General features: G+C 42.6%; 17 protein-coding genes and 1 tRNA gene. 8 read left to right on the forward strand and 10 right to left on the reverse strand.

Annotation, left to right across the window (positions count from 1 at the left end; genetic code table 11):
- Positions 1 to 134: 134 nt before the first annotated feature.
- Genes HF888_RS14325 through HF888_RS14335 form a run of 3 tightly spaced genes read left to right on the forward strand, consistent with a single transcriptional unit; the run spans position 135 to position 4,528 of the window.
- Positions 135 to 2,477, forward strand: coding sequence for an efflux RND transporter permease subunit (locus tag HF888_RS14325; RefSeq protein WP_007018641.1), 2,343 nt, complete (start codon positions 135 to 137; stop codon positions 2,475 to 2,477).
- Positions 2,478 to 2,486: 9 nt separating this feature from the next.
- Positions 2,487 to 3,269, forward strand: coding sequence for an outer membrane lipoprotein-sorting protein (locus HF888_RS14330; RefSeq protein ID WP_007018640.1), 783 nt, complete (start codon positions 2,487 to 2,489; stop codon positions 3,267 to 3,269).
- Complete coding sequence (locus HF888_RS14335; protein ID WP_007018639.1) at positions 3,269 to 4,528, forward strand: DUF1302 family protein; 1,260 nt, start codon at positions 3,269 to 3,271, stop codon at positions 4,526 to 4,528. The genes HF888_RS14330 and HF888_RS14335 overlap by 1 nt, the downstream gene beginning before the upstream one ends.
- A 28-nt stretch (positions 4,529 to 4,556) precedes the next feature.
- Here the strand turns inward: HF888_RS14335 and HF888_RS14340 are convergent, their stop codons facing one another.
- From HF888_RS14340 to queA, 6 genes are all read right to left on the reverse strand, one after another.
- Positions 4,557 to 6,701 (reverse strand): penicillin acylase family protein, encoded by a 2,145-nt coding sequence (locus HF888_RS14340; protein ID WP_040297977.1) that lies wholly within the window; start codon positions 6,699 to 6,701, stop codon positions 4,557 to 4,559.
- 144 nt (positions 6,702 to 6,845) lie between these two features.
- Positions 6,846 to 7,769, reverse strand: a complete 924-nt coding sequence (secF, locus tag HF888_RS14345) for a protein translocase subunit SecF (protein ID WP_007018637.1) — start codon at positions 7,767 to 7,769, stop codon at positions 6,846 to 6,848.
- Between the two features lie 2 nt (positions 7,770 to 7,771).
- Positions 7,772 to 9,643 carry a protein translocase subunit SecD gene (gene secD / locus HF888_RS14350; protein ID WP_007018636.1) on the reverse strand — a complete coding sequence of 624 codons (1,872 nt, stop codon included), beginning with the start codon at positions 9,641 to 9,643 and terminating at the stop codon, positions 7,772 to 7,774.
- A gap of 122 nt (positions 9,644 to 9,765) precedes the next feature.
- Positions 9,766 to 10,128 carry a preprotein translocase subunit YajC gene (gene yajC, locus HF888_RS14355; protein ID WP_007018635.1) on the reverse strand — a complete coding sequence of 121 codons (363 nt, stop codon included), beginning with the start codon at positions 10,126 to 10,128 and terminating at the stop codon, positions 9,766 to 9,768.
- A 38-nt stretch (positions 10,129 to 10,166) separates the two neighbouring features.
- On the reverse strand, positions 10,167 to 11,285 hold the full coding sequence (gene tgt / locus HF888_RS14360; RefSeq protein ID WP_007018634.1) for a tRNA guanosine(34) transglycosylase Tgt: 1,119 nt from the start codon (positions 11,283 to 11,285) through the stop codon (positions 10,167 to 10,169).
- Positions 11,286 to 11,379: 94 nt separating this feature from the next.
- Positions 11,380 to 12,441: a tRNA preQ1(34) S-adenosylmethionine ribosyltransferase-isomerase QueA gene (queA, locus tag HF888_RS14365; protein WP_007018633.1), complete on the reverse strand. Its 1,062-nt coding sequence runs from the start codon at positions 12,439 to 12,441 to the stop codon at positions 11,380 to 11,382.
- 223 nt (positions 12,442 to 12,664) lie between these two features.
- On the opposite strand from queA, the gene HF888_RS14370 reads away from it, so the two are divergent.
- The 3 genes from HF888_RS14370 (at position 12,665) to HF888_RS14380 (ending at position 14,267) form a co-directional block, all read left to right on the forward strand.
- Positions 12,665 to 12,749 (forward strand) — tRNA-Leu (locus HF888_RS14370).
- 78 nt (positions 12,750 to 12,827) lie between these two features.
- Positions 12,828 to 13,727: a hypothetical protein gene (locus HF888_RS14375; RefSeq protein WP_007018632.1), complete on the forward strand. Its 900-nt coding sequence runs from the start codon at positions 12,828 to 12,830 to the stop codon at positions 13,725 to 13,727.
- Between the two features lie 99 nt (positions 13,728 to 13,826).
- Positions 13,827 to 14,267: an RDD family protein gene (locus HF888_RS14380; RefSeq protein WP_007018631.1), complete on the forward strand. Its 441-nt coding sequence runs from the start codon at positions 13,827 to 13,829 to the stop codon at positions 14,265 to 14,267.
- A 4-nt stretch (positions 14,268 to 14,271) separates the two neighbouring features.
- Here the strand turns inward: HF888_RS14380 and HF888_RS14385 are convergent, their stop codons facing one another.
- Complete coding sequence (locus HF888_RS14385) at positions 14,272 to 14,727, reverse strand: tetratricopeptide repeat protein (protein ID WP_007018630.1); 456 nt, start codon at positions 14,725 to 14,727, stop codon at positions 14,272 to 14,274.
- Positions 14,728 to 14,759: 32 nt separating this feature from the next.
- Entirely contained in the window at positions 14,760 to 17,063 is a 2,304-nt protein-coding gene (gene mrcB / locus HF888_RS14390) for a penicillin-binding protein 1B (protein ID WP_007018629.1), read from the reverse strand.
- Positions 17,064 to 17,176: 113 nt separating this feature from the next.
- Here mrcB and HF888_RS14395 point away from each other — a divergent pair, with 113 nt between their 5' ends.
- Together HF888_RS14395 and HF888_RS14400 are read left to right on the forward strand one after the other, a co-directional pair.
- The gene (locus HF888_RS14395; RefSeq protein WP_168367074.1) at positions 17,177 to 18,175 is read left to right on the forward strand and encodes an adenosine kinase; all 999 of its coding nucleotides are present in this window, start codon (positions 17,177 to 17,179) and stop codon (positions 18,173 to 18,175) included.
- A gap of 110 nt (positions 18,176 to 18,285) precedes the next feature.
- Positions 18,286 to 18,894 carry a response regulator transcription factor gene (locus tag HF888_RS14400; protein WP_168367075.1) on the forward strand — a complete coding sequence of 203 codons (609 nt, stop codon included), beginning with the start codon at positions 18,286 to 18,288 and terminating at the stop codon, positions 18,892 to 18,894.
- On the opposite strand, the gene HF888_RS14405 is transcribed toward HF888_RS14400, so the two are convergent.
- Positions 18,877 to 20,643: an ATP-binding response regulator gene (locus HF888_RS14405; RefSeq protein WP_133308488.1), complete on the reverse strand. Its 1,767-nt coding sequence runs from the start codon at positions 20,641 to 20,643 to the stop codon at positions 18,877 to 18,879. The two genes, HF888_RS14400 and HF888_RS14405, sit on opposite strands and share 18 nt — an antisense overlap.
- Positions 20,644 to 20,724: 81 nt before the next feature.
- Positions 20,725 to 21,927 (reverse strand): hypothetical protein, encoded by a 1,203-nt coding sequence (locus HF888_RS14410; RefSeq protein WP_007018302.1) that lies wholly within the window; start codon positions 21,925 to 21,927, stop codon positions 20,725 to 20,727.
- Positions 21,928 to 22,082 lie beyond the last annotated feature (155 nt).

A 22,082-nucleotide genomic window follows, 5' to 3' on the forward strand; every position in this document is an offset into this window, starting at 1 on the left:
AATTCTGCGTATTATCCGTAAAATCAGCAGCTTAACGATTTAATTTTATTAACTTATATAAAAATATTTAACGCTTGTTCATTTTTTCTTGCACCCATAGCTTAACGGCACCCTAATAAAACGAGATCAGGAACATGCGTACTGTTATAAATCGGATATTTGAATTCGTCACGAACAGGCCAATCAAAACCTTAGTACTACTCTTATTGGTTACCTTGTTTTTAGGTGGTGGTTTAAGCCAGCTGAAAATAGATAATAATCAAGAATCAGAATTACCTAAAGACAATGAAATTGTTGCTACCAATGAGCGATTAGATGATGTGTTTGGAGAAAAAGGTATCATACTTATTGGTATCAAGAATCCTGACTCAATTTATAATCAAAAAACGTTGATTCTTATCGATGAAATATCCGAGGCGATTAAATCAATTCCTTTCGTTATTAGTGACGAAGTAACAAGTCTATCGACTTTCCAAAATCTCACAGCAAGAGAGTGGGGACTTGAGCGAGACCCCTTCCTAAAGCAAATCCCTAACTCCAAAGAAGCGATGCGTCAATTAAAAGAAGACGTCATTCAAAATGATGAGGTTTATGGTCGTTTAGTTTCTAAAGATGGAACTTTTGTTGCCATATCAGCCTACGTTGAGGAGGGATACAACCAAACTCAAGTAACTAATGCTGTTTTTGATTTAGTGTCCAAATATCAAAATAATGACTTGGAGTTTTTTGTCGCTGGTGATGCCATACAAGCTCAAGAGATTGATAGTGGGATTCAAAAAGATACAGGAATATTATTGCCTAGCGCTCTTGCCCTAATCCTCATCTGCTTTCTACTAGCTCTTAGAACCATGCGAGGCGTTATTCTTCCTTTTAGCGTAGTCGTACTCAGCATTATCTGGACAATGGGCGCTATGGGGTGGTTAGGCTTAGCTGTTACCGTTGTTTCCTCTGCACTGCCTGCGTTAATGGTCGCTGTGGCCAGTTCTTATGGCATCCACGTGATGATTCAATACTATGAACAAGTCAATAAAGGAAAGTCCAAAAAACAAGCATCTGCTGAAGCCATTAAAAATATATCGCCTGCAATCATATTGACCGGTGCTACATCAGCTCTTGGCGCACTAACCCTAATCGTATTTAAAGTAACCTCCATACAAGAGTTTGGTTTAGCAACGGCAATTGGTGTTTTATCCGCGACGGTATTATCGATAGTTTTTATCCCTGCATGGTTATCCATTTTAAAGCCAACTGCGGGCAATCGATTCAATAAAATAGATAGAAAGTTAGATAGCCTTTTATCCAGTATCACAACTTTTTCTCTAAAGCACAGACACTTGATGGTCGGCACTACAATCATCGCTCTATCTGCTTCAGTTATTTTTGGGCTCAGCCAACTAAAGTATGGACAGGATTTTATTGAGTACTTCGAACCGGAACATCGATTGCGAATCGCGTTTGAAGAGTTCAATAATCAATTAGGTGGCGCTCGTTATATGGATGTCATGATAGAGGCTCCGACAGAAGATGGTATGCAATCTCCCCTCTACCTAAAACAAGTAGCACAATTTCAAGACTATGCTGAATCCCTAGAACACGTTGGCTATAGCCTGTCATTTGCAGATGTAATTAAACGTATCAATAGCGCAATGCATGAAAACAAGCAATCATATGAACGCATACCAGATGATGAATCCACAATCGCTCAATACCAGTTGCTGTATAGCATGTCAGGCAACCCTGGTGACCAAAGTAATTTAATTGACTATCCAAATCAGCGATTAAAAATCCGTATTATGTTAACAACCTCGGAGCAGGAAGATCATAAAGCTTTATACAAACAACTAAAACAGCAGGCTGATAAAACTTTTGACTCTGCACTGACTGTCGACTTTGGTGGCGATGTCATGTTCTGGCTCGCTCAAATCCAATATATTGTTGAGGGTAAAGTATGGAACATTATCGCTAGTGTCATCGTTGTATTTCTATTTTGTAGCTTTATTTTCAAGTCTGGTGTTGGCGGTATTCTTAGCATCATTCCACTTAGCATCGCCACCCTAATTACGCTATCTATGATGGGATTCCTAGGTATTCGTCTTGATGTAGGTACGGCCATTGTCACTGCTATCGGTGTGGGTATTGGTGTCGATTTCACCATTCACTACTTGAAACGTCTTTTACAAGAATATAGAGCCAGTAAAGAGTTAAGCCACAGTATGATCATTACCAGTCAGACTGCAGGGAAAGCAGTACTTTACGACACTATATCAAACGTCGCGGGTTTCTCGGTATTCATACTTTCGGGGTTTCAGCCACTTCAATTCTTTGGATGGTTAATCTCGCTCATGATGATTTCAAGTGCATTAGCTACGTTAATTATTTTTCCTAGCGTGATCAGCTTGATTGGTAAGCCTTTACTTAACAAACAGGAAACCAATATTGAAGTAAATACCGACAATGCCTGTGAATCCATTAACTAGGAGAAAACCATGAAATTAATAATTCTTATACTTTTCAGTTTTTTATCGATGAGTAATGCATATGCTGAATTAACAGCATTCCAAATCATGAAAAAGAATGATGCGCAGCTAAAAGTTCAAGATGAACAAGTATCTGTTCGAATGCGACTTATCAACAAGCAAAATGACGTTCGCGAGCGAACCATATTGATAAGCACCAAAACGGATAATAATGAATTGCAAAGCTCATTAATTAAGTTTAAAAGCCCTAAAAACGTTGCAGGTACCGGATTACTCACAGTCGAAAATTTGAATAATGATGACGACCAGTGGTTATACCTACCTGCCTTGAAACGCTCACGGCGTATCAGCGCTGCCAATCAAAGCGATAGCTTTATGGGAACAGACTTTAGCTATGAAGACTTATCGACAGAGAATCTTGAAGAATATAGCTATTCCTTATTAGGAGAAGAGATCATTAATGGCACTAAACATTATAAAATAGAGGCCATAGCCAACAACGAAGAAACGTTAAACGAATCTGGTTATAGTCGACGATTATTATGGATCGAGAGTACAAACTATATTCTAGCAAAAGCGTTTTATTTTAATAAAGCGGGTCAACACGTTAAGACTCTTATCGCGGAAAACATCCGCCCTGTATCTGGAACAGATGTAAGTCGCTCCCATAAAGTCACAATGAAAAACCTCAAAACCGGACACCAAACTCAGCTAACGTATGAGGACTATTTGATCAACAAAGGTTTATCAAGTAATCAGTTCTCTATGCGATCTCTAGAGAGAGGCTGGTAATGTACGTTCGATTCTACATTACGCTGTGTCTGATGATCGGCATATCCAATTGCGTTTTTGCGCAATTGGGTTATCAAACAGAGGTAGAATGGATTACCTATCCAGAAATAGAAGAGACCGATGATGAATCTTTTGTTTTTGGCAGAGTCAACCTAGATTATCAACATATTATAAATCATGATATGAGATTCTTTACTGCTATTAGCTTTAGACGATCTGATCCAGGGGATACGCGAGATCAAGAAAGACTATCTGAACTATATATTGACTATAGGCATTTACGTTTTGATTTACGTAGCGGGTTACAATATATCAATTGGGGACGCGCAGACATTGTCAATCCTTTGGACTTTTCACCACAAGATTTTCGCGATCCATTGGATGATGATAACGAAGATTTACCAGTTGCTGGTTTTAACCTAAGTTATTACCTTGAAACATCACAGATACAATGGATTGTACTACCCTATTTTATTGATAGTGAACTTCCCAAGCCTGAAAGTATATGGTTTTCCAATTTGCCAAGCCAAACCCCACTGGGTCAGGATATCCAATACACTGTAGTCGAAGCTAATCAACCAGAGACTGGTATTGATAATTGGCAAACTGGTGTGAAGTGGAGCCATCGCGGTCGAGGATTTGATTGGGCGGTATCTTACTTTTACGGATGGAATGACGTACCACTATTTTATACAAGCAATCAGTTTATCAATAGTACTACTGTCAAAGTATTCCTAGAACCAACATTTTATCGGCAACACATCATCGGATTTGACAGTGCTTGGCTAATCGAGGACTACACGTTTAGAAGCGAACTTGCTTACAAGCACACTAGCGATAATGAAGGCGAAGATCCCTATATAGACGACCCCTACCTACATATGGTTTTGGGCATAGATCGAACATTCCAAAATATAATATTTGAAAAAGATTTATTTCTCTTATTGGAGTACAGTTACCAGCATGCAATTACTGACATCCAATATCAAACAAATGATTTTGATCATATTTTTGAGAACACATTATTCACACGCTTTGGAATGGACAACTTACCAAAATGGGAACTGCAAATAGACCTAGCTTTTGATTTAGCCAGTGAAGGATATTTTGTTCGACCACAATTAAGCTACGAATGGTTCGATAACTTTAAAACTCAAATATCTATCGAGTTCTTAGAGGGTAATAGCAATAGTTTCTTTGGAGCTAATAAAGAGAACAAAGCCATTCGATTTCGCATCATCAAAGAAGGTATCTTTTGATACCTTCTTTTCTCTTGTAGAGTCAAATTTAGTTTTGTGGATTTAGAGGATGATAAATCGATTTGGCAGTATTTTTAACCTTAGATCTATCCAGTATAACCTCGCGTAATTCATGCTCCACAAATGCGTTCATTTGATCATTGTAATGGGTGCTATTTGATCTGGTTGATGCAGCTCCAAATTGGTGTGCAGCTTGGCTAGATACTTGTCCTTTCTGATCCCAACGAACAAACATCATAAAACCATCTCCAGCACGATTAATCATTTGCCCCTGCTCATTCATACCCTTTCCATAAACAGCTCTTAAGATATCCGGACCACCATCAATGGGTAGATTAACGTCCCCTTGTTGCAGTCGCATCACGCCCCCCCATTTTACTTTATGACGCCCATAGTATTGAGTTAACTGTTTGACCGCTGACTGAAAAGCCTTCGTTGTTTCATTCAAGTCAACATCGCTTCCTCGAGCTTTTTGTACAGGATCTAATGTCATTACCGCTAATGCGGCCAATTCATTGTGTTTATCGGTGGAGTAGTCCCACTCATGTAAATCTTTCCATGCTTGCTTTTCCTGCGGACTTAGCACACTTGTATCGACAGCTTTCAACCAGTATTTCAGTTGCTTAATCTGATTCGACTGTTCGCTATAATTTAAATCAAACTTTAAATTCTTTAAGTCCTGAAAGCTAATAGCATCCAGCGACTTGGCAATTTCCTCGATTCGATAGGCTCTATTAGTGATAAAAGTCTCTATCCCCATAGATGCAGGATAATCTGCCAAATCTACGTCATCATCGCCATCTGTAGACATATTCGGTGGGTTATTTGCATTGTAAACAAAGCCTGACTGTGGATTAATGGTCTTGGGCATCATGTCGAAATCCCAATAGCCTTGCCAAATCAATTCACTGTTATCGCCAGGCAAAACCTTGTCCCACTGCCATCCACTAATCCGTTTTGGAAACATGGCGTTATAGTAGTGAGCAATATTGCCATCTATATCTGCGTAGACATAATTAATCGATGGCATCGCATTCATGGCCAGTGCTGCTTCGAACTCATCTTTATCTTTTGCCATATTAACAGCATGCATAAATTCGAGAGTTCTTACTTCATTCATGCCCGCCCAGCGCACCGCGTAGGCTCCATGCTCGGTTTCCATTACTGGGCCATGCTGTGAAAGTTTTATATCTTTATTAAAAGTCCAGCGTAGCGGTCCCCAAAATTTAACGATCATCTCCGCTTGTTTGGTTTCAAAATCATGCCACTGATCATCGAGCTTATATTGATTAGAGTTATCAGGATTGATTATCAACTTATAGAAATCGACCAAGTCGGGCTTATTTACGGTATTGGACCAACCTATATTTCGATTATGACCGTGAATAATCACAGGCGCGCCAGGAAATGTTGACCCAACCACATCCCAGCCTTCTGCACTATGTAGTCGAGCCTCATACCAAGCAACGGGGCCTGTTAGGGGTTGATGGCTATTGACCAATAAATATGTTGAGTTATCCGCCGACCGCTTTGGTGCGATGGCAATACCTTGGCTACCTAAAGGCAGTGACTCTTGCGGTGTTACCAATAGTGCGTTTTCATTTTGTTTTGCTAAAGCCAATGGCTCATCGGCATTGACTAATTTTCCCAACTGATCATCAAACCCATAGAACATAGGTGTCTTGAAAGTAAAACCGGCGATCAAGTCTTTGGCTGTTACAGGTAATAAAAAATCGCTCACCTCATTCGGGTTTTGCGCTGCATATAAATTGACGCCGTCGGCATAGGCTTGAGCAAGCGCTTTAATATGCTCAGGCACATCTTGCTCATAACGACTATTTACTGCGTCCCACACACCCATGAATTGAACAACAAAATCGGTTTTGGCTGCTTTATATCCATTTTCAGCGGCTAATGTGCCTCTGGTTGCCAAGATAACGGTTTGTAGCGTTGAAAAGTCATCCTCACTTTGAGCATAACCTAGACCAAACGCGGTATCCGCATGGGATTGTCCATATATGTGAGGAATTCCTAACGAATCACGAATAATTTCTACATCGTATTGTGTAGCTTTTTCTTCAAATTTGGCTTTATGAGGGACGTTAGGAAGAGTTATCACAGCGGCTGCAAAAAAGCATAGTGCGATATATGTCAGAACAAAAGCATAGCGCATTTCAAATATCACCTTTTTATTTTTTTGCCCACAAGTGTGCTCAACACAAAAGAAAAGAGAAAGGGGAATTTCAGCCAAATTCATCAACAATAAAAAACGGGGCATAGCGCCCCGTTTTTTAATAAGCTCGTAATTTGAATGTAGCTATGGACGCTCTGCCAATTCAGGATCTTCTTCCTCTTCAGGTGGAAGTAAATCATCACGAGTAATATTCATGGCCAACAGGATATTTGACGCAACATATATAGAGGAGTAGGTACCCACAACCACACCAATGGTTAACGCCAATGCAAAATTGTGAATGGATTCCCCACCCACAAAAAGTAGCGCCAATAGAACTAGCAATGTGGTTAAGGAGGTAACCAAGGTACGACCCAAAGTATTGGTTAACGAGCGGTTCACAATATCAATGGCCTGCATCTGACGAATGATCCGAAAATTTTCGCGAATACGGTCAGACACAACAATGGTGTCGTTGAGCGAATAACCTATCACCGCAAGCAAGGCAGCCAATACATTTAGGTCGAAATCAATTTGCAATAAACTGAAGATACCTAACACAATAATCACATCGTGCATCAAGGCGGCAACAGCGCCAACCGAAAACTTAAACTGGAAACGAGCTGCCACATATATCATAACAACCGCCAGCGCTAGCAACATAGCAATACCGCCATCATCGCGAAGTTCTTCACCCACTTGAGAACCTACGAATTCTGAACGACGCAACTGAATATCTTCATCAGTGTTTGCACGCAATGTAGATAAAACTTCATCACCTAAATCAGCGCGATAAGCCTCTTGCATACGCACCAGCACATCTTCTTCGCTACCAAAATGCTGCACAGCCACATCTTTGTAGCCAGCTGCCACCAAATCTTCACGAATAGAATTGACGTCAGCACTGGACTCATAGGCCACTTCAATAAGCGTACCACCGGTAAAATCCAAACCAAGCTTTAAACCTTGGAAGATTAGTGAACCCAAAGAAATGACGATTAATGCGATGGATAGGAAGGCCGCGATTTTACGACCACCCATGAAATTAATATCTTTCGCTTCACTCATGGTTATACGCCCCCGCCGATAGCGATCTTCTGTAAACGACGACCACCATAAATCAAATTAACCAATGCACGAGTCACCATAATCGCGGTAAACATTGAAGTAATGATACCAATGCTTAAAGTCACGGCGAAACCTTTAACCGGTCCGGTACCTACAGCAAATAGAATAATTGCTACGATAAGTGTTGTAATATTCGCATCCAAAATGGTTAGAAACGCTTTGTCGTAGCCGCTATGAATAGCTTGCTGCACATTCATACCTGATTTCAATTCTTCTTTTATTCGCGCGAATATGAGCACATTGGCATCCACCGCCATACCCACAGTCAATACGATACCTGCAATACCGGGTAGCGTGAGTGTCGCCCCGAGCGCAGACATAACAGCGGTCAACAAGGTTAAATTCACTGCCAACGCTACATTGGCAATCAAACCGAATACTCGGTAATACGCGATCATAAAGATCAACACCAATGCTAAGCCTAACTTCACAGAGGTCACACCTAAATCGATGTTTTCTTTACCCATGCTTGGGCCCACTGTGCGCTCTTCTACAAAGTACATCGGCGCAGCTAAAGCACCTGCTCGCAATAGCAGTGCGAGCTCGGATGCTTCCGCGGCTTGCAAACCTGTGATGCGGAACGAACTACCTAATGCACTTTGAATAGTGGCCAGAGAAATAATTTTCTTCTCGGTGTATTTATCTTCTACCGGAACTTCTACACCGTCACGTTCCACGTAACGGGTGCGAGTTTTATGCTCAATGAAAAGTACACCCATGCGACGCTTGATCGCTTTTTTAGTGACTTTACCCATTAGCGCACCGCCGGTGCTGTCTAGGGTAATATTAACTTGAGGCTGACCATTCTCATCGAATGCAGGTTGCGCGTTAGAAACATTATCACCGGTGACGATAACGGATTTTTCTAAGCGGGCAGAAGTACGACCACGCTCGGGATTTTTAAATTCAAACTCTTCTGAGCTGAAACGACTCGCACCTGGTTTAGCTTCTAATCGGAACTCAAGGTTTGCCGCTTTACCCAAAATCTTTTTCGCGGCTGCGGTATCCTGAACACCAGGCAGCTCAATCACAATTCGATTACGACCTTGGCGTTGTACCATTGGCTCCGCCACACCCAATTCGTTTACACGATTACGAATAGTGGTTAAGTTTTGCTTTAAAGCATAATCTTCCAATTCTTTGATTTTAGCCGGCGTCATCGTTAGGACTAACCAATGACGACCCTCTTCGTCACGGGTATCTGTTAAGAACTCTGCGTACTCTCGACGCACGAAGTTTTCCGCCTTATCGCGGGTTTCTTCGTCGATAAATTCGTACTTTATACGTTTTTCTTCGTCTAAAACCGCACGCTTATAGCGCAACCGTTCTTCACGGAAGTTACGCTTCAATGTATCGCGATAGCCATCGATACGCTGAGTTAGGAATTGCTGCATATCCACTTCCATCAAGAAGTGCACACCGCCACTTAAATCAAGACCTAATGTCATGGGACCTGCACCCATGTCCACTAACCATTGCGGTGTTGTCGGTGCTAAATTCAATGCCACAATAAAGCCGTCACCCAGCTCGCGCTGAATAAGTCCTTTTGCTTGCAACTGTTTTTCTTCATCGCTAATACGAATTAGCGCGGTTTTACCCTCTTGCAATTCCTCACCAAAGTATTGAATTTGCGCTTCATCCAGAACATCCAATGCTTTACTTAACGTGTATTGATCAACCGCATCGCCACTTTGCGCCGGCGTGATCTGTACCGCAGGATCGGGCGGGTATAAATTAGGTAGTGCGTACACAACCCCAAGCACACTGATTACAAGAATCAGGCAGTATTTCCAAAGAGGATACTTATTCAGCATAAGTGACTTCCTAATAAGACCTAACCCGTTTGTTGAGCTGGCCATCATTTATTCTTTTAAGGCGATTTAGCGAGTTCTAAAAACAGTAAAGGCCGGAGAATCCGGCCTTTACAGCTGATGATTTACTCAGCAATAGATTTAATGGTGCCTTTTGGTAAAGCCGCAGCAACCGCTTGCTTTTGTACAGGCATTTCCACAGAGTCAGCAACTTTCAGTACAACAAACTCTTCAGTAACTTTAGTAATACGACCAACAATACCGCCAGACGTCACGACTTCAGAACCTTTTTCAAGAGATGCAATCAAGTTCTTGTGCTCTTTTGCACGCTTTGATTGTGGACGCCATAGCAAGAAATAGAAGATCAGTACGAAACCGCCCAAGAAGATAAGCTGCTCGATACCGCCAGCACCTTGCGGTGCAGCTTGGCCCTCAGCCATGGCAGAAACAGGTGCAAAAGCAGCCAGTAATAGCATTAATTTAGACATAGTTTTTCTTCCTCTAATATAAATCGTTTTTCCGCTCATTATTCCGACAGTGGGGGAACGTCTTTCCCCTGCTTGGCGTAGAACTCGTTAACAAAGTCGTCCAATTTACCTTCTTCCAAGGCTTGGCGCAAACCTGCCATGACGGTCTGGTAATAATGGAGGTTATGAATGGTATTTAAAGTGCATCCTTGAATTTCTTTGCACTTATCTAAGTGATGCAAATAAGCACGACTAAAGTTCTGACACGTGTAGCAATCACATTCTGGATCAATTGGACCATGATCCGTTTTATTGGCCGCATTGCGTAACTTCAACACACCTTTACTGGTAAATAAGTGACCATTGCGGGCGTTTCGAGTAGGCATAACGCAGTCGAACATATCCACACCACGACGCACACCTTCTACCAAGTCTTCAGGTTTGCCGACACCCATTAAATAGCGAGGCTTGTCTTCGGGCATTTTGTGAGCGAGATGATCCAGAATGCGCACCATATCCTCTTTAGGCTCACCAACAGACAAACCACCAATGGCGTAACCGTCAAAGCCAATATCGGTCAAACCAGCAAGGCTCTCGTCACGCAAATTTTCATACATGCCGCCCTGAATGATGCCAAATAATGCTGAAGGACTATCGCCATGTGCATCCTTACTACGCTTAGCCCAACGCAAACTCATCTCCATAGAGTCTTTGGCTTCCTTTTCAGTAGCAGGATACGGCGTGCATTCGTCAAAAATCATGACAATGTCACTACCCAAAGACTTTTGAATTTCCATGGATTTTTCAGGGGTTAATTCCACCTTGTTGCCGTTTACAGGGCTACGGAACGTCACACCATGCTCAGTAATTTTGCGCATTTTCCCAAGACTGAAAACTTGGAAGCCGCCGCTATCTGTCAAAATAGGCTTATCCCACTGCATAAAATCGTGAAGATCTCCGGCCTGCTCAATAATCTCAGTACCTGGACGCAACCAAAGATGAAAGGTATTACCTAGAATAATTTCGGCACCAGTATCTTTAACATCTCTTGGCAGCATGCCTTTGACACTGCCATAAGTACCAACCGGCATAAATGCTGGGGTTTGAATGTCCCCACGAGGGAAACTCAAGGTTCCGCGACGGGCCTTGCCTTGAGTGGTTTTGACATCAAATTTCATAAAACTCATGAAGCTTCCTCAGGGCCAGTCAATATAGATTGATCACCCTTGATAAATTGCCCTATGTCACCTCGGGCAGTTGTGAATAATTCGTCTATTTTTCCCAAAGCGCTTCGGCATTTGGATTTTTGTCAAGCAGCATCGCATCGCCATAGCTAAAGAAGCGGTACTGTTCGCGCACCGCTTCATCATACGCATTCAATATGGGCCCGCGACCAACAAAAGCACTGACCAGCATAATGAGTGTGGATTCCGGCAAGTGAAAATTCGTTAGCAAACGATCTACCGTCTTAAACTGATAACCTGGATATATGAAGATCTCAGTATCACCCTGATAAGGCTGAATTTCACCCGATTGACTAGCGGTTTCTAGAGAGCGAACCGATGTCGTTCCCACCGCGATCACTTTTTTGCCTAGAGCCTTGGTCTTGCGGATGGCTTCACAGGTTTCTTCGGATACCTCCAAATATTCGCTGTGCATTTTGTGTTCGTTCACATCATCCACTTTGACGGGCTGAAACGTACCGGCTCCTACATGCAAAGTTACAAAGGCAATACCCACACCCTTGTCCTTAAGAGCATTTAACAGTGCGTCATCAAAATGAAGACCCGCAGTTGGCGCGGCTACTGCGCCGGGCTTTTCGTTATAAACCGTCTGGTAGCGTTCTCGATCGCTATCTTCATCTTCCCGTTCCATATAGGGCGGTAATGGCATATGTCCAACTTGTTCGAGCCAGTGAACCAAATCCTGATCGGGAGCGAGGTGAAACTTCAGCTCAAACAATGCATCTTGTCGTCCTTCAACGCTGACTTTTAATCCTTCGAGGGTAATGGTGCTGCCAGGTTTAGGACTACGGCTAGATTTCATGTGCACCAATGCCGTATCCGTGCCGGTCATACGCTCAATCAAGACTTCCAGCTTGCCACCGCTTTCCTTCTCACCAAAAAGGCGGGCTGGGATCACTCGGGTATTGTTAAATACCATTAAATCCCCTGGTTGCACCTCAGCCAAAATATCTTTGAATACTTTGTGCTGAATATCGGCACGACCTGATTCACTGTTCACACACAATAGGCGACTGCTAGTGCGCTCTTTGGGGGGATACTGCGCAATTAGCTCTTGCGGCAGCTCAAAATGAAAATCACTGGTTTTCATGGGAACCTATATGGAGAAACCAACTACTAGTGGACATTGCGGCGCGTATTGTACAGCAAGCCTGAAAAAATTGCCTATTTTCAATCCAATCGAAGGCCTAATTTTTGTAATTTCCAGCGCTAAGCCATTGACTCACAAGAAGTTGCTGGTATTATCCACCACCACTTATTCATGGCTTGCGAGCTAACCTTCAGTGCAAGGGAATAAGCGATCGAAAGATCATGCCAGTGTGGTGAAATTGGTAGACACGTCGGATTCAAAATCCGATTCCTTCGGGAGTGGCGGTTCGAGTCCGCCCACTGGTACCATGAATTGTGAAAGCCAGCTGATCATATCAGCTGGCTTTTTTTATGCGCAGCACAAACCCAATAAACATCGGACCGTTTATGAAATTCTTTCCCTATGTAATTTTCTGCATTGCTTTTTGTGTATCCTCATTTTCCCATAGTGCCAGTCAAGACGTTATATATAAAAAAGACGGTAGCGTACTGAGAGGCGAACTCATTGAGCAAGATTTTAGTAATGGGGTTTACAAAATTGAATTGATAGGCGGCAGTGTATTCGTCGTAAACCAGGCCGACATTGAAAAAATAACCAAAGAGAAGGCAGTGGCTGATCAATCTGTATCTCAAGGTGAGACAGAAAAAGAACTCAATAGCTTGGCAGATGAAAGTCGCAGTAAGTTGCAAGGCAGAGCGACAACCGAAAAAGCCCTTTTAAACCATCCAGCAATGCCAAATGTCGATGCTCCATCGGACAAAAAGATTGCGAACGTATTTTATATTTCTACGTTAGCCCATACCGTATCCAGCGATATGGATATCTACAATGGTTTCTATTCAGAGACAATTACCTTCACAGAAACCTTCACTGGATTAAAGCTAGCGTTCCAAAACAATTTATCCAAGAACGTCGCTACACATTTTAGCATTAGAAAAGGGTCGCTCGACTCAATTGAATACACTGACGAAGACGATTATGTTATCCAAACAGTCTCTTCCAATAGCCTACCTGATGTAGATTACTTTGGTGCGTCCGTCGACATGATTGTCAGCACTAACCATTATCAAGGATTTCAGCTTTTCAGCGGACTTGGTATTAGCCATGATGAGTACTCATCTAGCTTTGGCGGTGAGCAGTATACAAGCTTGGTATTGGATCTTGGATTGGGATACGCGTGGAAACCCGCGCAATTAGCACTGCATTATCAAGGGTATATTGCTGGTGACTATCCGGACGAGCTTGACGTTGCCAACATACACTTGCAATTAGGCTTTCATTTTTAGCCTGTAAAGGAAACAAAATACAAATCCGCTCGCGGCTACTGAAAAGCTCTATTTTCTGTTTATAATGTGCCCTACTAATTCATAGGCGCCTTGATAAACATGACGCAGCATAGCGAAGAAAAAAACCTCATCCCTGCGAGCCCATTAGTTCGGCTTGCAGCCTTTCTCTACGATAGCCTGCTAATCGTTGCCGTTTGGTTTTTACTAGGTGGTATTGTCGTCGCGATCAATGGCGGTGAAGGCGTAGAAGCCAATAACCCTATTATGCCAGCGTTAATGTTCCTAAGCTGGGTTTGGTTTAATCTGCACTTTTGGCGCAGAGGAGGGCAAACCCTTGGTATGCGTGCATGGCGATTAACGCTTTATAGCACAACAGGTAAACCGCTGACTTTATTGCAAGGACTATTAAGACTGGTGATGGCCGTACCCGCTTTTGCATTGGCAGGATTAGGATATTTCTGGATCTGGTTTGATAAAGACAATCTTGCTTGGCAAGACCGTTATAGCGAAACCAAGGTCATGCGGGAACCTAAAAAATAAATCGTTAAAGGGTGTAAGTACGATCTTCTATAGTTTGGATCAAGCGCTCAACCTCTTGTCGTGCTTGTACATCATCACCAACAAACACCAATGCGCGGCGAGCCATTTGAATAGCCAGTTGTGCGTTGTTTTGTAGCCATGCCAACATGCTCAAACGAATATACACACTGGCATTTTGGCTGTTAATACGCTGAGCTCGCTCTAATAAGATTTGGCACTGATCATAGTCACCACGCATAAATGCCGCATCGGCTTCTTGCATTAGTCGAGCAAGTGCCGGAGGTTGCTGAGTATAATTATTTCCACCATAAACTTGGTAACCAAGCGATTGATGATACCAATCTGGTAACTGCGCGAGAACATTCGCTTGCTGCGCCTGTTCTGGTTGCATTGAAATGGGTGAACACGCCTGCAAAACCACTAGCAACCAGCTTAAACACACTACTTTAATAATTTGCATTTTTACTCCAAGCACCACCTATGCTTTGACGCTTATTCATTACCAAAAAAACGTGACCACCACCCCGTGCCTTGCTCTTTTTGGTTAGAGCAATCACTGATATTGGGTGGCATTTTATTGTGGATAAACGGAAATTGCACGACATCGTCACAGCCTTCTTCACTCACTGCGTTTTCTTCGATATTCACCCACTTCTCAACAATATTTTTAGTAGGAATTGGCATCAAGGGTTTTAACGGGATCTCTCTAAACGTATTCGCCCAAACCCGTAGCGCTGCCGATGACCCGGTAATAGGTAAAGCTCGGTTATCGTCACTGCCCACCCACACAATACCCAAGGTGTCGCCGCTGAATCCAGCAAACCAACTGTCCCTTTGACTATCACTGGTTCCGGTTTTACCCGCTAAACCCAGTTGCTCATCGTAAATCTGATTCAGATATCGAGCGGTACCCATTTTCACCACTTGCTGCATAGCACGCTGAATCAAATAAATAGAATCACTATCGATACTTTGCTTCACTTCATACCCGTAGCGTGACAGCAATTGTCCATCTGCTGTTGTCACGCCTCGAATAGCTTTAAGTGGCGTCTTAAAACCAGACGCAGCGATGGTTTGATACATTTGCGCAACGTCAATCGGTGCCAACTCAAAGGCACCCAACAGCATTGAGGGATAAGGTGGCACACCTTCTTCGACACCTAAATCAGCAAAGGTTTGCTTCACTTTTGCCAACCCCACATTCATACCCAAACGAGCTGTGGCCTGATTATAAGATTTGGCCATTGCTTGATATAAGGGCACGACACCATGACTTTCTTTATCATAGTTTTGCGGCTCCCATATCTGTCCTTGGGCACCAGCAATAGCGATTTCGCTGTCATCAATCGGGGATATTAGATTGAACGGACCGGAACGCAATGCGGTTAGATATACCGCAGGCTTAGCAAGAGATCCGATAGAGCGCTTCGCATCTAACGCTCTATTGAAACCGAAATAACGCGGGTTACGATCACCAATCAAAGCTTCAATCTCGCCACTTTGTGTGCTTGCTACTACCATGGCTCCTTGCAACTCTGTTTCAAGACGAAAATCTTGTTCAATCCGGTTCAAGCGCTTTTGCAATGCCTGCTCAGCTTGTCGCTGAGTGATAGGATTCAAACTCGTATAGATCCGCAAACCTTCGCTGGTTAAATCCTCTTCGGCATAGTCCTGACGCAATTGTCGGCGAACCAAATCCAAATAAGCGGGATATTCAACCTGTTGATACTGTTTATACTCAACGATATTTAAATCGCGGTTGGTCCACTGCAAAGCCTGATAGTCGGAGATTAATCCCTGTTCATTCATCACGGTTAAAACAACATTTCGTCGTGCTTTGGCGTTTTCCGTTTTATACCTTGGGTGATAAACACTAGGACCTTTCACCATACCCACAAGCATGGCCATCTCAGGGGCATTCAAATTGGAAATGTGTTTTCCAAAGTAATGTAGACTGGCTAAACCAAAACCATGAATAGCTCTACGTCCACTTTGCCCGAGATATACTTCATTAAGATATGCCTCAAGAATTTCGTCTTTGCTGTAATGCAATTCAACTAGCAAGGCCATTAATGCTTCAGTAGCCTTACGCTTAAGCGAACGCTCACGGGTTAAGAAAAAGTTTTTCACCAATTGCTGGGTTAATGTTGAGCCACCCTGAACCAGCCCGCCGCGCTGTATGTTCACAACCATGGCTCGGGCAATGCCTTTTAGACTAATGCCAAAATGATCGTAGAAATCTCGGTCCTCAACAGCAACCAAAGTATCAATCAATAGCTGTGGCACCTCTTCAAGTTGGATGAGCTCTCGATCTTCATTATGTTTGGGATATATGCCACCTATCATTAGTGGCTCAAGCCGCGCAATATCAGCAGGCGCGCCATCCACCCATAAAGCTTTTATTTGGTGCCCACGAATACTTAGCCGTACTCGGGCGGCATCCTCATTGCCGTCAAACAAAGGGAAGAAACGACGATAGATATCCACATCCACATCTGCACCACTACCCGTCATAGTGTAGTGGCCAGGGGCGACAATATTAGGCACACGGCGGTAGCCAACCTGCTCCAGCTCTTGGATAAGGAATTTCGCCTTTAAATCCAAACCCGGATATAGTTCCATCGGACGCGCATAGACTTTAGCCGGTAACGCCCAGCGTTTGCCTTCAAATTTACTGCGTACTTGAGCATCAAGATAGGCAAGCAATATCCCCAAAATAACCATGCCGACGATGGCTAACTTGAAGCTCCAAGATAAGAATGTTCTAAAACGACTGCGAGTTGCTGATTTTTTCATTGCGCCAGTATAGCCGACCTGATGAACGAAGGCATGAGGCAATTTCCCACCTGATTCACACCCTGCTACACTTCTTCGCCAATTGTCTTCATCGAATAAGAAAAGGAAACATCATGGCCCAGTATCATGTTTATGGCATAGGTAACGCCCTTGTAGATAAAGAGTTTGAAGTGAGCGATGCGTTTTTCGCCGAAAATGGTATCGAAAAGGGTCAAATGACTTTATTAGATCAGGCTCAGCAAGAATCATTACTGACTAAACTTATGGACCAATTTGGTTTAAAAAACCGAGCTGGTGGAGGCTCTGCGGCAAACACCATCTTCGCAGCCCAGTATTTAGGAGCCAAAACATTCTACAGCTGCAACGTTGCCAATGATGAGACTGGTGATTTCTTCATCAAGGACTTAACCAGCGCAGGTATTGATACCAATCTTGGCGATGATCGTGAAGACGGCACAACTGGAAAGTGCATGGTTATGATTACCCCTGATGCCGAGCGCACGATGAACACCTATTTGGGTATCACTGCCGATCTCAATCATGAACATATCACCCCTGATGCACTGCATCAAAGTGAATACGCTTATATTGAGGGCTACTTGGTCACTAATGACGGTGCTCGTGACGCCGCCATAAAATGTAAACGTCTAGCAGAAGAAAAAGGCGTGAAAACAGCCATGACGTTTAGTGATCCCGCCATGGTACAGTTCTTTAAAGATGGAATCACAGAAATGCTAGATGGAGGTGTTGATCTTCTGTTTTGCAACGAGCAAGAAGCTAAGTTGTACGCAGGAGTCGAATCTCTTGAAGACGCAAAGCAGGCTATAAGCAAGTTGGCCAAAACATATGCGATTACTCGAGGTGCAAAAGGTGCGTTGGTTTTTGATGGCCAGCAAGAACACATCATTGAGCCATTTGCAGCGAAAGCCGTTGATAGCAATGGAGCGGGAGATAATTTTGCAGGAGCCTTTCTTTATGGCATTACCAACGGCCTAGATTTTGCGCAAGCAGGCAAATTGGCGAGCCGCATTAGCTCCCAAGTAGTTAGCCAATTTGGCCCCCGTTTACGCGCTGAACAGTATGCGGAAATCAAAGCTGAACTGAACCTGTAATATCAGCCTAATATCAACACGTCTTTTTAACACAGGTAGCTAGCGGAAATAGCTGCCTGTGTTACATTTAATCTATTAGTATGATGTTCGGTATCGATGCGAAACCATAAATGATTATTTTTATTATTGATGACCACCAAATGTTCGCTGAAGCGATGCGAACTGTGGTGCAAGGCTTCTTTAATGATAGCCAAATTGATATTTTTACTGATCCCAAAAAAGCTTTAGAGAGCATTGATAGAATCCAACCCGATCTAATTATTCTAGACTTAGAAATGATTGGGATAACAGGATTGATTATGCTTGATATACTCTCTCAAAATCGTCAGAACATTCCAATTCTAATCTGCTCTGGCAATCTTAATGAACATAACAAGCAACGTGTCATTAATGCAGGGGCCAAAGGTTTTTTAAGCAAAACCGAAGGCATGCAACAAATACGTGAAGCTATCGAAGCGCTTTTAGCAGGGAAAACATACCCTAAAGAAGCTTGCCAGTACTTATCAGAAACACAGACATCTTTATTATCGAACAGACAGCGCATTATCTTGGGTTTAATGCAATCGGGTCTATCCAATTCAGAAATGGCAGAAGCACTATACGTCAGTACAAACACCATCAAAACTCACGTTCGATTAATGTACAATTCGCTGGATGTAAACAGTCGAATTGCCTGTATCAACAAAGCCCGGGAGTTAGGACTAATCGATCCCATTTAAAACAAGATCGAGAGCTTCATAAATTGCTTTAGACGAAACAGGTTTAAATAAAACCGTTAGACCGCTGTTACGTAATACCTGCAGTCTTTCAGGCGATGTATTTCCCGTTATAACAATAATAGAGATGTCGGGCAGAGACTTTTTCACCAGCGCAATAACATCCAAAGCATCTTTCCCATCAGCTAGCCGATCATCTGTGATTAAAACATGAGGCAGCCAATCCAAAGTTAAAGTCTGTTGTACTTCGTCCAAACTTGTTGCTAACGATACATCGTGATTTACACTAACTAATACAGCAGACATTGCATCTGCAACCTGCTCTTCATCTTCCACTAACAATATGCGTAAATTTCTTTGTGTCGATGGTATAGGCTCTATTTCAGGTTTTAACTGCTTGACATCGCTGGCTGGTAAAGAAAGTCTTACACACGTCCCTTTTTCAATTTCTGAATCTATGGTTAACTCAATCTCATGTAATGTACATAGTCTTTTAACAATGGGTAGCCCCAACCCCATGCCTTGTGTTGGCGTCAACACATGATTCTCAAATTGAACAAACTCCTCAAATGCTTCATCAATCTGTAGTCGGGTCATACCCACACCCGAATCAAGAACCTCAATTATAATTTGATCATCTTTCTTGTAGGCATTTAAGTGAATACTACCTTTATGGGTATAACGAATAGCATTAGTTAATAAATTGTCCAATATCTCAGATACTATGTTGGCATCCACGTTCGCATGTGTAGAGGTTATGTCACTTAGTAATTTCAGGTTCTTCTGCTCAGCCTGGATACTATGAGTAGAAATCAAGCGTTGCAGCAATGCATCGATAGGCTGAACAGTCTTATGAAGCTCGACAACGCCTGCATCAATTTTCGAAATATCAAGTAAGCGATCGAGCAGGCCGCTTGCACTATGCAAGCTATCCGTTAAACGATTGACAGTATCATCATTGCGCAGCTGACTGTTTGCTTGCATCGCTTCTGCATATAACCGAGCTGCTTGTATAGGTTGCCTTAAGTCATGACTCGCAACGGCTATAAATCGAGTCTTTGCTTGATTGCGTCTAAGGGCCAATTTCTCAGAACTATGATGTTCAAGCCGTAAGATAATGGCTTCCATATGAGTTCGATGAATCATAATACTGAACACAACCAGCGAGACCCATGTGAAGGGCGCGATAATGATTGGCAACCATTCATCACCAAAATCAACATCCAGCAAGTGCCAGCCAAAGCTATAAAAGACCGGGGTTAAGAAGGTGATATAAATATCAGGATAACAACCCATAGTAACAGAGGGCGTTGAAACTAATACAACCACCAGCATCAATACGGACAAAACTTGAACCTGAGAAGCGTCTGGAAAGAAAAGGAATGGTGTAAGAGCCCACAAGATCCCCCAGATAATCGACAAATAAAGATTTAACCAATGCCAAATCCTTACGTATTGCAAGTCATTACGGCCTTGATTTTCAGGAGGGTTTTTATGGTGATATCGGATAATAAAAAAAGAATTAAGAGCAACGAATGTGATTGCAGAAAACCATAGCCACAGAATTTCAATTGAACTAGATGAATAAAACATCATACCAACAAGGACTGCGCCGATAACAGAAGTGACCATGCGAGAGCCAACTTCTTTCATAAACAAGTTATGTCGTTCCCATTGGATTTCTTGAGCTAAAGGATGTGATTCCCAACCTGATGACAGTCTAGTTTTAATTGTCTCAATTAATGACTTCAATTTATTCGTCCATAAAAATAGATGACCTGATCTCAGGCCATCTATGACCCTTCTTAACCAATGCTACGATTGATCAGAAAGCTAAGAGGATACTGGAGAAAGTGTTTCAATTATCTTACCTGCATCCGTCGCATCATGACACCAAAGCTTTTGCCCAACACCCTGATTGGCAACACCAGTAATTACATCGGAACAGTTTATCGTACCTGAATCCGTTGATAGGGACATTGCATCGCTCAGTTTTAAATCTCTGCGATATCGAGCAACGACAATACCAGATTCACTAGAACTCGAAACCAAGTAAATTGTATCGTAGTCGGTAGCTGAAGTGGCGGGAATCATAAACATATCTTTTACAATCATAGACTGAGCAGTACCACTCACAAATGGATCATAAACAGTTTCATCAACCACTTCTACGGTCGGAGAGGTCAAAGCCGTATTCATATACTTTAAGATATTTGTGCCCTCACTATCGTCAAAAACTGTGAAATAAACATGACTATTCCAACTAGTAACTGATGAAATAGCGTCGCTATAATACTCTTTGTGCTCTAGGCTGATTGCATCCACGTCAATAGCATTGACTTCATCTACTGCTTTTTCTGTATCAATAGTCAATAAAACCTTGGCGAGTGATTCTCTATTTTCACCCCCACCACTAGGTAGTTCAATCCAACTTTGGCCAACCATGAATACCTTGGCCTCCATTGCCGTAGAAGTACCCTGTCCAAATGAAGCCGATATGCTATTGCATGCCCTCATCTCAAAGTCGTTAATTAATTCTACATCGATTTTTTTAAGTTTAGCTGGATCGGATAATTTAAAGATATGTAGGCTCGCTGACTTCTCATATCCAGAAGTATTTGCACCGTCTTGGCATGCGATCGCATAGTCCGAGCCATTGGCTGTTATCACTTCCAGATCTTGAAGATCTGTGCGGTCATTGAGGTTATCAATGTTTTTTATTTCAGATAATTCATTGTTAGCTGAGGTAGAAGTACGAACAGAAAAAATATCGCCATCCTGCCCCGCTTTAGGTGTTCCCTTTAGCATAGTAATCGTCGGTGCGTCATTAGACCCTGTAAAAGCTAGCCCTAGCATTCGATCATTGCCTGCTGACCAAGTTGTATCGATTAATGTTGCGTTATTGTCGTTGCCAGTATTACTACTTGGATTAGATGGATCTTGTGTTTCACTACTAGAACTTGATCCACCACAAGCGCTAAGTGATGCGGCAAAAATGCTGACTAAGATTGACGAGGTAATCGTGTTGTATTGCATGAACGTTTCCTTTATTTCTAAACACCACCACTTTATGAGATCAACCACACACCTTCTTCACCCACTTAGGTGATTTTAAGACGTTAAACATTTAAATAAAAAAGCCCTCGTTTGAGGGCTCTATAAACACAGTTTTTTACGCTGGCTTTATAATG

Origin of the sequence: Bermanella marisrubri (genome assembly GCF_012295615.1) — a bacterium.
Lineage (GTDB): Bacteria > Pseudomonadota > Gammaproteobacteria > Pseudomonadales > Oceanobacteraceae > Bermanella > Bermanella marisrubri.